Here is an 11,885-nt window from a genome sequence, read left to right on the forward strand (position 1 = left end):
AGAGGGATTTCCCTCTTTATCTACTTCTCCTGTTGGGCTCAAATCAAGTCTCTTCAATTGATAGTAATAATGATTGAAGAGCAATACTTGATGCCCAGAGTAATAGGTGAATAGTATTCATTACTTTATCTAATAATGTAAATTAAAAATTGTATTATAAATCTTAAATTGTGTTTTTATATTTAGGCATGGATTATTGATTTTATAATTAATTAGGCGCAAGATGACGTACAAAATAAAATAGCATAGATAATATGCAGAATTACACTAGGAAGTAACTTTTTCATTACATGTTTCAGCAGAAATGGAGCGAATTAGTTTGCTCTGTTTTTATTTCTATTAGAGATTTGTGTATGTTGAGAATCATTAGTGCAGATAAATTCATCTCTTCAAGATTTATCTTAGAGTACAGTAAGGCTGAGTTCGCTTCTTTATTAGGCGTTTCCGTTGCTAAGATAAGTAATATTGAAAGTGGAAAATCTTCAATCCCCCCGGTGTACGATTACGCCATTAATTATTTACTTAGTGAGCATCCTTTTAAAGATAGTGCTGTTGACGCTTTATGCTCTCACGAAACGTTAAACTTTGCTCGGCGTATTGACGTCAACACCAAAGTAAAGCGCCTGTCCTGCAAGCGCTGCGATAGCCGAAGGCTGCACGTTATGGCAGGAATGAGTGGGTTGTATTTTGTTGAGTGTATGGATTGTAAACATACCATGTACTCGTCAGGCATGTCTGTAAAGCGTTATCAGCAATGGTCGAATGGTGGAGTCAAGCTAGATAGTCATTTATTCAATTAAGTTGTTTTTTCTTTATATCCAAAGTAAAGAGCCATCAATACATGTGTTGATGGCTCTTTTATTATGTGTTTAAATTTGGTTAAAATCGGGGGTGTTTTAAACTGCAATAATATAATTTAACTTATTATATAGTGATGTAAATCTCAAAACTTTATTTTCTTATAATAACCTTCTTTTTAATAATGGGCGTTGTCACATAATTATTGACGGATCTTTCTTTTTAGGTGCGTTTCAATATCATTGAGATAGAAATTGGAAAGTGATGAAAGTCTCTAAAGTTTAATTCGATAAAATAAGTCTTTTAAATATGAAAATTTAATCACGAAATTTGTAATTTGAATTTTAAATAAATATTTCGTTTGTAATATCTGTCCTTGTCATTTTTAAAGAACAAAAAAGAGATATTTCAAATGAAACGTTTAATTATAGGTGTTAGTAATTACATGCCTGAAGACTTTAGCTTATTAGCTGAATCTTTAGATGAACAATTTAATCGTCACTTACTGCCTTTAGAACAAGTTGAATTAACCGACGTTGGTGCAGCTATTATTACGTCAGCAGACATTAAAGCGGGTCTGCACAGAATGATTTCGGAAACAGGGTACGGAATTCCTGTTTTCTTAGTGACCGATGAAACTCCAGTTTCGGCAGAAGATTACGTTTGGTTAACAGGGGTTATTGATTTAGAAAGACAATCTATCGATTACTACTGCCGTCAAATTAATGAAGCCGTGACTAAATATGAGTGTCGTCTGCTCCCTCCTTTCTTCAAGCAATTAACGCACTACGTTGAGATGGGTAACTCGGCGTTTGACTGTCCAGGGCACCAAGGTGGTCAGTTCTTCAAAAAACACCCTGCTGGTAAACAATTCTACGATTTCTTTGGCGAAAACCTATTCCGTAGCGACTTGTGTAACGCGGACGTGGACTTAGGTGACTTACTGATCCACGAAGGTTCTGCACACCAAGCGCAAGCACACGCTGCAAAAGTATTTAACGCTGACAAAACTTACTTCGTACTCAACGGCACTTCTGCTTCAAACAAAGTGGTGTGTAACGCGCTAGTAACTGAAGGCGATTTGGTATTGTTCGACCGCAATAACCACAAGTCAAATCACCACGGCGCGTTAATCCAAGCGGGTGGTATGCCAGTTTATCTAGAAACGGCGCGTAACCCTTGGGGCTTCATTGGTGGTATGGATGAGCACTGTTTCGATGAAGAGTACATTCGTGCTCAAATCGCGAAAGTATCTCCAGAGCGTGCACGAGATGAACGTCCGTTCCGCCTGGCCATCATCCAGTTGGGGACTTACGACGGTACAATTTATAACGCTCGTTACGTCATGGATAAGATCGGCCACCTTTGTGACTACATCTTGTTTGACTCGGCATGGGTAGGCTATGAGCAGTTCATCCCTATGATGAAAGATTGTTCGCCACTGCTACTGGATCTGAAACCAGAAGATGCGGGTGTGATCGTGACCCAGTCTGTTCACAAGCAACAAGCTGGTTTCTCTCAAACGTCGCAAATCCACAAAAAAGACCGCCATATCAAAGGTCAAGCTCGTTACTGCAATCACAAACGCTTTAACAACGCGTTTATGATGCACGCATCGACATCTCCTTTCTATGCGTTGTTTGCTGCATTGGATGTGAACGCGAAGATCCACGATGGTGAAGCAGGCTTACGTTTATGGAGCGACGCAGTTAAGACAGGTATCGAAGCGCGTAAAGAAATTCTCAAAAGTTGTGAGTTAATTCGTCCGTTCATTCCAAATGAAATTGAAGGTCAACCTTGGGGCAGTTACGACACGGATGTGATCGCGACCAACAAGAAGTTCTTTATGTTCGAGCCAGATGCAAACTGGCACAAGTTTGAAGGTTATGGCGAAGGTCAATACTTTGTTGACCCATGTAAATTGTTGCTAACCACGGCAGGCATTGCCGAAGACGGCAGCTACGCAGATTTCGGTATTCCGGCAACGCTATTGGCGAACTTCCTTCGAGAAAACGGCATCATCCCTGAGAAGTGCGACTTGAACTCCATCTTGTTCCTACTCACTCCTGCCGAAGATATGGGTAAGATCCGTCACCTTGTCGCGCAAATCAACCGATTTGAAAAATTCATTCGTGATGATGCACCTCTCAGTATCGTGCTACCAGGCGTCTACGAAGCGAACAAAGAGCGCTACCGTGGTTACACCATCCGTCAGCTATGTCAGGAAATGCATGACATGTACAAAGAGCTGAACGTGAAACAGCTACAAAAAGCGATGTTCCGCAGTGAATACTTCCCACAAATGGTTCACAAACCAGACGTGGCAACACGTAAATACTTCCGCGGTGAATGCGATTACCTACCACTTAAAGAGGCCGTCGGCCGCGTAGCCGCCGAAGGTGCACTGCCTTACCCTCCAGGCATTATCTGTGTGATCACTGGTGAAATCTGGACTCAACAGGTGGTGGATTACTTCTTATCTCTAGAAGAAGGCATCAACCGATTCCCAGGCTTCGCGCCAGAAATCCAAGGTGTGTACCTTGAAGATGTCGACGGTCGCACTACCGCACATTGCTATGTCCTAAAAGATTAATCTACCCGTTCGCACCACGCTCCGGCGTCGGTGCGAACCGCTTATTCGTGGAGAATAATTTATGAGTACTGAAACTAAAAAAATGTCGGTGGTGCAGTTAACCATTCTGACGTTCATCAATATGGCTGGCTCCGGTATTATCATGCTGCCAAGTAAACTGGCGCAGGTGGGCACCATTTCTGTGTTGTCTTGGCTGATCACGGCAGCGGGCTCTTTGGCGTTGGCTTATGTGTTTGCAAAATGTGGTCGCTTTAGTAAACGTGACGGCGGTATGAACGGTTACGCGTCTTACGCATTCGGTAAATCGGGTGCGTTTATGGCGGGCTGGACTTACGGTTTGTCGCTCCTTATTGCGAATATTGCGATCGCGATTACCTGTGTGGGTTACGGCTCCGCATTTTTTGAAGTGACCCTATCTCCGGTCGAAACCTGTTTGTATACCATCGCCATTCTTTGGATTTGTACTTTCGCTAACTTCGGTGGTGCGAAAATCACAGGTCAAATCGGTACCTTCACGGTATGGGGTGTGATCCTACCGGTATGTTCGCTAGGTATTGTTGGTTGGTTCTGGTTTAACCCAACCATGTACATAGAAGCTTGGAACCCACACCACCTACCATTTGGTGAAGCTGTGAGTGCTTCTATTGCCATGACACTATGGGCCTTTCTTGGTCTTGAATCGGCCTGTGCGAACTCAGAAGCGGTAGAAAACCCAGAGAAGAACGTACCAATCGCAGTATTGGGCGGTACGTTGATTGCTGCGGTGGTTTACATTGTATCGACAAACATCTGTTCTGGTATCGTTGCAAACTCTGAGCTTGCCGCTTCTACCGCACCATTCTCAACCGTATGGTCTGTGATGCTTGGCTCAGCAGCAGGTAAAGCGGTTGCTGGTATGGCGGTATTGGCTTGTGCGGGTTCTCTATTAGGTTGGCAGTTCACTATCGCGTCAGTGTTCAAATCATCTTCTGATGCGGGCTTCTTCCCTAAATTGTTCTCTCAAGTGGATAAACGTGGTACGCCAATCAAAGGTATGGTGGCCATCACGGTTATCCAATCGGTGCTGTCTTTAATGACTATTTCTCCAACGCTGAACGAGCAGTTCGAAGCGCTGGTTAACCTAGCGGTAGTAACGAACGTTATTCCTTACATCCTATGTATGGGCGCAATTTTCATCATGCAGCAAGTGGCGCACGTGCCAGAGCGCGAGATGAAAACCACCAACATTATCGCTCTGATTGGTTCTCTATACAGCTTCTACGCGCTATATGGTTCTGGCTACGAAGCGATGATGTGGGGCTCAATCGTCACCTTCCTAGGCTGGAGTGCTTACGGTCTGATTGCTGCCAAGCATGAGCCTTTAGCAAATTAAAAAATAATAATGAAAGAGCCTTCCCAAACGCGGTGTGGAAGGCTCTTTGTTTTTAGGCGCTTATGCCAAGCCCAAGTCAGAACAAGGCTCTTGGGAATAAATATCCAATGATGTGAAAACTCATTTTCGACATTTGGAGGACGAAAGATGATAAGTCAACCTGTTAAAATCGGTGACGATACCGCCGTAGTCATTCCAAGCGTAATCCTGACTCAACTCGGGATAAGGGAAGGAGATACCCTAGAAATCGCACTGAATAAAGACAAAATGGAAATCAAGAAGATGGTGTTGAAAACCAGCGCTCCAACTTACTCTGAAGAAGTTAACGAGAATTGAGTTAGAGAATCTTGGTTTGTCGGATACACTACTGGTTTCGCAAAACTGGCGCTTGCCGCTGTCTTTGAACTATCGATAACAACAATAAGAGGTAAGGTACTATGCAAGGTATCCTCTCTATACAATCTCATGTTTCTTTTGGTCATGCTGGTAACAGCAGTGCCGTTTTCCCAATGCAACGCATGGGCTTCGAAGTATGGCCGATTCATACCGTTCAATTTTCTAACCACACGCAGTATCAAGAAGGCTGGGCTGGGCGAGCGTTTGCGGCTGAAGACATCAGCGAGTTAGTTCGTGGTCTTGGAAACATCGGTGCATTGGAAAAATGCCAAGCGGTGTTGACAGGCTACCAAGGCAGCGCAGAGCAGTGCCTTGCTGTTGAAGATACCGTGACGAAAGTGAAGCAAGCGAACCCGAAGGCACTTTATGTTTGCGACCCTGTGATGGGCGCGCCAGACAAAGGCTGTATTGTGGCGCCGGGTATTGCAGAAAACTTGTTAAACCGTCTGATGCCAATGGCAGATGTGATCGTTCCGAACCAATTCGAGCTGAGTCAATTTGCTGAGATGGAAATCCACTCGTTAGACGATGCGATCACGGCATGCCAACGTGCACTAGCGAAAGGTCCAAAAATAGTGCTAGTGAAGCACCTTTACTGCCTAGAGAATGGCAGCTTCAACATGTTACTGGCAACGCAAGAAGGCATTTACTTAGCGAAGCGCCCTCAGTTTGAGTTTGCCAAACAGCCTGTGGGTGTGGGTGATCTTATTTCGGCTATCTTCACCGCTGGATTATTGAAGGGGTGGTCTCCTAAGCAAGCTTTCCAACACTGCCATGACGCGTGCTACGGGGTATTAAGCGCCACTTACCATGCTGGGGAGTGGGAGCTGCAAACTATCGCGGCACAGCAAGAATTTGTTGAGCCAAGTAAGCATTTCTCAATTGAAGAGGTGGCTCTGGCCACCGCGTAATTGAGCGCAAAGCATCCGTACTTAAACAAAAAAGGGGAGCCATCATCGGCTCCCCTTTCTATTTGTTCTGTCAGTCTTACTGAGCTTTTTGCTGTTCTGACTTACAAACTGCTGCAGTGAAGACAACGTCTGTTGAACTGTTTAGTGCAGTTTCAGCAGAGTCTTGAATCACGCCGATGATGAAGCCAACCGCTACAACCTGCATTGCTACGTCGTTTGAGATACCAAACAGACCACACGCAAGTGGGATAAGTAGTAGCGAGCCACCTGCAACACCTGATGCGCCACATGCAGAAACCGCAGCCACAATACTGAGCAGTAGCGCAGTCAGTAGATCAACTTCAATACCCATAGTGTGCACAGCTGCAAGCGTTAGCGTTGTGATAGTGATTGCAGCACCAGCCATGTTAATGGTCGCACCTAGTGGGATAGATACTGAGTACGTATCTTCGTCCAGTTTTAGCTTCTCACATAGTGCCATGTTTACCGGGATATTCGCCGCACTTGAACGAGTGAAGAACGCGGTTACACCACTTTCACGTAGGCAACGGAATACAAGTGGGTAAGGGTTTTGCTTAGTTTTAACGAACACGATCGCCGGGTTTACAACGAGAGCGATGATCATCATTGCGCCAAGAAGAACCGCCAGAAGGTGTGCGTAGCTTGCTAGTGCGCTAAAGCCTGTTGTTGCGAACGTTGAAGCAACTAGGCCAAAGATACCAAATGGTGCAAGACGAATGATAAAGCGAACAATGTGAGACACGCTGTGGCTGAGATCTTCAAACACGGCTTTCGTTGTTGCAGATGCGTGGTGTAGCGCAAGACCCAGACCCACACCCCAAGCAAGAATGCCGATGTAGTTTGCTTCTACTAGTGCATTTACTGGGTTGTCGACCAGTTTAAACAACAGTGTGCGTAGAATTTCAGCAATACCTTGAGGCGGCGTTGCACCTTCAGCGCCGGTGACAAGCGTTAAATTGGTCGGGAAAAGGAAGCTTAGAACCACTGCTGATAGCGCCGCGAAGAACGTACCCATCAGGTACAGTACAACGATTGGACGCATGTACGTGTGCTGGTTTTTCTTTTGGTTCGCAATTGAAGCGGCAACCAAAATAAACACAAGGATTGGCGCGATCGCTTTAAGAGCACCAACAAAAAGGCTACCAATTAATCCTGCACTTTCGGCATGGCTTGGGGAAATTGTGGCGAGCAAAATACCAAAGACAATACCGACAAGGATCTGGACGACGAGGTTACCACGAGCAAATCGGGCAACGAGGCTGTTGTGTTGCATACATCATTCCTGCAATTTTATGCCAGAGCGAGCAGGGCAATAGTCCATCATTACACGGCGATAATGCCCTTGTATTGCAAGGGGTGAGCATTGCTTCTGGTCACTAAGACACATGATTATCAATTATCCTGTTTTTATAAATTCAGCCATTTTCTTGCTGAATATCACATATCTTAGCTTGGTAATATTTTGTGTCTAGTTTTAGTTTGTTTTTGGATTAAATGTTTGCTCAATGTTATTTAAATAAGATTTTTATGTTGAAAATTATCATTAGTTATGAGTAATGGTTTTTAATAAAGTTGTTAAAAAGGAGACTTTCGTCTCCTTTGATTTTATTGACAACTCAAACGTAACAAATCAATAACTTTGTTGGCGCCTGCGCTTATCACTCATGGCATTTCGAGTGAGTTTCCCGAACTGTCGACTTTGAGCTCGTTGTTCTGCCAAAGTCGCGCCGTTAAAGGCTTGTTCTCGCAATAGTTTTTGATAGTTATTGAAACGACGAACCTCCAGTGTGCCATTTTCAATCGCAGCTTGAACTGCGCAACCCGGCTCAGTTTGATGCTGGCAATCACCAAAGCGACAACGTTGAGCGAGACCCTCAATGTCAGAAAATGCTTCACTGACGCCCACTTCGCAGTCTGCTAGTTGAAGCTCGCGCATTCCCGGAGTATCAATCAAGATGCCGCCATCAGGTAATAGATGGATAGAGCGCGATGTGGTTGTATGTCGCCCTTTGCTATCGTCTTCACGAATATGCCCAGTCGCCTGTTCTTGCTGCCCGAGTAATGCATTCACAAGAGTTGATTTGCCAACGCCTGAAGAACCGATAAAAGCGACGGTTTGTCCTTCTTCGCACCAGCTCATGAGTTTAGAAGCACTCTCTGTTTCTAAGCCGTTGACTGTCTCTATGACTAATAGAGGGTCGAGCTTCAGTACTTGGCTTTTTAGTTCATCAATGTTGTCACACAAATCGGCTTTGGAAAGCACGATGACGGGTTCGACTTCGGCTTCATGGGCCAAGGCGAGATAGCGTTCAATACGACTTAAATTGAAGTCGTCGTTAAGGGAACAGACGATAAAAACGGTATCCACATTTGCGGCGATGAGCTGCTCTGACACTTTGCTACCTGCTGCTTTGCGGCTAAAGAGGCTCAAGCGATCCAGTAAACGAACAAATTGCTGATCGTCATTTAAGATAGCCCAGTCTCCGACGGTCATATTGGGTAGAGAGTGGTGGGCATTGAGGTGAACTTGCCCCGTTTCTGTCGCCAATAGGTAACCACTTCGGTGATGCGCAATCACACGTGCAAAGATAGTGTCGTCGTAATCGTCTAGTGTCAGTTGTTGCTGAAAAAATGGTTTCCAACCCAATCGTTTTAGTGGGTTTGAAGTTGAAATTAATGTGTCACAAAAAGTATGTGTTTGATTCATTGTTGAATTATCCCAGACGCAAAAAAGCGCCTTAATACAAATCGCATTAGGGTCTAATTCGGATAGAGTTGACCCCGGTGAAGACCGGGCAGAGAAGGGGAGTTGTGGCTATGCCACGTAATAGGTGCGGTTAGGGTTACCCTTGCGATGCCCAGTTAGTGTTATTCAATACAATCATCATTTGTCCTCTTCGTTGGTTAATAAATAAGTGAATTAATTAAGCCAAGAGAGTATAGCCGCCCTTTTTCTTAGAGGGTAGCTATACTGCGAAAATATTAGCTTTGTTTGTTGATGCGCTCTTCCATTATCTGCGAATACGTGTTGGCTTTTAAGCCGTATATGATTTGGACATGACGCTCATCCAGTATCACGACGCCATGTGCGCCATGATTTTTGAGTGCATTTTTATCTATGATGGACGTCGTTCTGAGGGTAAGACGTAGCCGAGTCGCGCATGCTCCAGTTTCTAGCAGGTTTTCTATCCCCCCAATGGCGTCAATGATCGTATCGACGTCTTGTTCGACATTGGGGTTGGTTTGAGTTAGGAAACTGAAAAACTGTTTCAGCACTGACTTAACTGTCATTTGAGGAGCCTTCAGTCGTCAGTTTTGAAATGGCTTCAACAATCGGTGCCGGCGAGAGTGTATGCGGTACCTTGGTGATTAACGTGCCATCCGGCTTCAAGAAGTAAAAGTAAGAGCTGTGATCAAGCGTGTATTTGAGCTCCGAGCCTTCCAATTCGGTTTTTCGGAAAATAACACCATAGTTGTGTGCCAAAGGTGTGGTTACATCAAGCGGTGCCGATAGGCCTTCAATCATTGGATGGAAGTAATGGGCATATTTCGCCGAGGCATCGGCCTCATCACGCTCTGGATCTAAAGAAATGAACATTGGGCGCAGTTGCGCTTTTTGCGCTTCATCGATCTGATTTAGGGCTCCTGCTAGCATAGCAAGCGAAGTTGGGCAAACATCTGGGCAGCGAGTAAAGCCAAAATAGACGACTCGAATGCGAGGGTCATTCACATCGAAGATATTGACGGCTTGGTTATTTTCCCCAAACAATACCGTTTGTTGAGAGGTGGAACTATCCACTTGCTCTGGCTTCGTTTTCTGATTATCTAAATAGCTTTTTACGCCAAACCCTAGGGCGAAAGCAACTACGAGAAATAGGGACCAATTGCGGCTCATAACGATTCCTTATCTTTGCATTTTTATAGCAGGGTAAACGGTACTCTCTCCATCACTGAGTTCACCAACCCAGGTCATGGCGTCTTGAGTGCAAACCGGCAGAATGATGTCACCTTGATATCGACCGGGAGCGACTTGCTTCAGTAAAAACTTGGGTTCTCCCATCTCCATTTCTCTTCCTGAAAGGCTTAGGACGAGTTGCTCAGCATCGCTTGTGCGCCACTCAACATTCAGAGTAGTAGGGACCAAGGGTTGAGCAGTATCTGCGTTGAGCGTCATCGTAACATTTTCTTGAACGCACGAGGCAGTAGAGAGAAAGCAATACTCATCTATCGGTTTGATCGGAGTGGATGAAGAAAAGCTTTTTAGTAAAGTCGGGGCATAAAATCCCGCAACCAGTGCGGCTGAAACAGCGGCGATTTGTAACACTTTCATTAAGGTTCAGCATTTATCACTTAACATTGCCTGCATCGTATCACAGAAGCGTCATTCGCCAACTCGTGGCCTAGATAAATTGTGCGTTGTGCCTCGATGCCAGAGATCAAAATAACCGCGCGGTGTAGGGGTTGTTGAATCAAGCCCATAAAGATTTTCAATTGCGATGATTTTCTCTTAGCCAACAAACAAAAACGAAGCCAATTGGCTCCGTTCTTGTTTGTTGATTCCGTATTGATTTGATACCGCAGTTACTTGTCTGAATCTGCGAATTTTTCGAGACTCAAAACCAGCGCAATGGCAGCAAGCATCATCACAACGGCAAGCACTAACTGAGAAGGTTGTGATGTCACGTGTTCAAATTCAAATGGTGATAGGTTGTGCTGTAGCAAGGGCACTTGCTCACCCTTTGAATTGGTGCGCCAAGTGATGGTTTCTTTCCAAGGCCAAATCTTTGGTAACGTACCAATCATTAAGCCTGTCAAAAACATCAGAGTGAAATCGCGGAACTTGCGTAGTAACCACGACAATAGATGCGAAAAGGACAGCAAACCAATCACACAACCTGACAAAAACAGCGCTAATGTATCGACTTGGAAGCCTTTCACGGCGGCTAATACTGGCGCATACATCCCAATCAATAACAAGATAAAACTGCCAGAGATGCCCGGTAAGATCATCGCGCAAATCGCGATAGCACCAGCGAACAATGTGTTAATGGCCGTTGGTTCCATGTGCAGAGGTTTAAGCACGGTGATGCTGTAAGCAAACCCGACACCAACAAGTAGAGTCACAAAGCGGATAAGATCACGTTGTTCAACCTGACGAATAATGTGATAGACCGATACCAAAATCAGACCAAAGAAAAATGACCAAAGTGGGATGGGGTGTGTGTCAAGAAGCCAAGTGATCAACTTTGCTAGCGTAGCAATGCTGGTGAAAATACCGGCAAACAGAGCGATAAGGAAGAAACCGTTGATGTGATTAAAGGCGGCTTTAACCCCTTTTTTTCGCCAAATAGAGAAAAGTGATGGGTTAATGCGTCGAATGCTCTCAAGCAGCGTATCGTAAATGCCGGTGATAAACGCGATGGTGCCGCCTGATACGCCAGGAACAACATCTGCTGCGCCCATGGCGATTCCTTTGAAGAAAGTAATTAAGTAGTTCATTGCTCTAATGCTAAGTCGTTTCGATGGCACAGAGTATACAAACATTGCGACGAAAAAAGTATGAAATAGTGCTGTAGCTACTGGGTTTTATATCCAAGTAATTGCTTATTTTTGTTACAGGTTATGAGGTGATTCTAATGCAACGATATCTTAATGTTTGGTTTACATTATTGAGATGATTAACTGTACTATCAATGGCTACGTTTGTTGCATTATGCAAATGCAATTTGATAATTGAATTTGCGTTTTGCTATATTTTATATAGGCAAATTCACTTTATATGAGATCCTGTGCC

The 11,885-nt window shown here is 44.5% G+C and carries 11 protein-coding genes; 5 read left to right on the forward strand and 6 right to left on the reverse strand.

The window, feature by feature from the left end; genetic code table 11:
- Positions 1-353: 353 nt before the first annotated feature.
- The 5 genes from ACHFJ9_RS05605 to pdxY all read left to right on the forward strand — a co-directional run bounded on the left by ACHFJ9_RS05605 (position 354) and on the right by pdxY (position 6,070).
- The gene (locus tag ACHFJ9_RS05605) at positions 354-800 is read left to right on the forward strand and encodes a helix-turn-helix transcriptional regulator (protein WP_031780583.1); all 447 of its coding nucleotides are present in this window, start codon (positions 354-356) and stop codon (positions 798-800) included.
- Positions 801-1,243: 443 nt separating this feature from the next.
- On the forward strand, positions 1,244-3,391 hold the full coding sequence (gene speF / locus ACHFJ9_RS05610; RefSeq protein WP_005396774.1) for an ornithine decarboxylase SpeF: 2,148 nt from the start codon (positions 1,244-1,246) through the stop codon (positions 3,389-3,391).
- A 61-nt stretch (positions 3,392-3,452) separates the two neighbouring features.
- Positions 3,453-4,763 carry a putrescine-ornithine antiporter gene (gene potE / locus ACHFJ9_RS05615; RefSeq protein ID WP_005396773.1) on the forward strand — a complete coding sequence of 437 codons (1,311 nt, stop codon included), beginning with the start codon at positions 3,453-3,455 and terminating at the stop codon, positions 4,761-4,763.
- Positions 4,764-4,910: 147 nt separating this feature from the next.
- On the forward strand, positions 4,911-5,099 hold the full coding sequence (locus ACHFJ9_RS05620; RefSeq protein ID WP_005396772.1) for an AbrB/MazE/SpoVT family DNA-binding domain-containing protein: 189 nt from the start codon (positions 4,911-4,913) through the stop codon (positions 5,097-5,099).
- Between the two features lie 101 nt (positions 5,100-5,200).
- Positions 5,201-6,070, forward strand: coding sequence for a pyridoxal kinase PdxY (pdxY, locus tag ACHFJ9_RS05625; RefSeq protein WP_301583213.1), 870 nt, complete (start codon positions 5,201-5,203; stop codon positions 6,068-6,070).
- Positions 6,071-6,146: 76 nt separating this feature from the next.
- Here the strand turns inward: pdxY and sstT are convergent, their stop codons facing one another.
- The 6 genes from sstT to ACHFJ9_RS05655 all read right to left on the reverse strand — a co-directional run bounded on the left by sstT (position 6,147) and on the right by ACHFJ9_RS05655 (position 11,590).
- Positions 6,147-7,364, reverse strand: a complete 1,218-nt coding sequence (gene sstT / locus ACHFJ9_RS05630) for a serine/threonine transporter SstT (RefSeq protein WP_005396770.1) — start codon at positions 7,362-7,364, stop codon at positions 6,147-6,149.
- A 357-nt stretch (positions 7,365-7,721) separates the two neighbouring features.
- A complete protein-coding gene (gene rsgA / locus ACHFJ9_RS05635; RefSeq protein WP_395354161.1) occupies positions 7,722-8,798 on the reverse strand; it encodes a ribosome small subunit-dependent GTPase A in 1,077 nt (358 codons plus the stop codon).
- Positions 8,799-9,073: 275 nt separating this feature from the next.
- A complete protein-coding gene (locus ACHFJ9_RS05640) occupies positions 9,074-9,382 on the reverse strand; it encodes a PTS transporter subunit EIIB (protein WP_046875700.1) in 309 nt (102 codons plus the stop codon).
- Positions 9,372-9,986: an SCO family protein gene (locus tag ACHFJ9_RS05645; RefSeq protein ID WP_006740812.1), complete on the reverse strand. Its 615-nt coding sequence runs from the start codon at positions 9,984-9,986 to the stop codon at positions 9,372-9,374. The genes ACHFJ9_RS05640 and ACHFJ9_RS05645 overlap by 11 nt, the downstream gene beginning before the upstream one ends.
- 9 nt (positions 9,987-9,995) lie before the next feature.
- Positions 9,996-10,421 carry a hypothetical protein gene (locus tag ACHFJ9_RS05650; protein WP_182019588.1) on the reverse strand — a complete coding sequence of 142 codons (426 nt, stop codon included), beginning with the start codon at positions 10,419-10,421 and terminating at the stop codon, positions 9,996-9,998.
- A gap of 251 nt (positions 10,422-10,672) precedes the next feature.
- The gene (locus tag ACHFJ9_RS05655; RefSeq protein ID WP_041853110.1) at positions 10,673-11,590 is read right to left on the reverse strand and encodes a DUF368 domain-containing protein; all 918 of its coding nucleotides are present in this window, start codon (positions 11,588-11,590) and stop codon (positions 10,673-10,675) included.
- Positions 11,591-11,885: the final 295 nt, after the last annotated feature.

This window comes from Vibrio sp. D3 (assembly GCF_043995865.1).
Classification (GTDB): Bacteria; Pseudomonadota; Gammaproteobacteria; order Enterobacterales; family Vibrionaceae; genus Vibrio; species Vibrio diabolicus.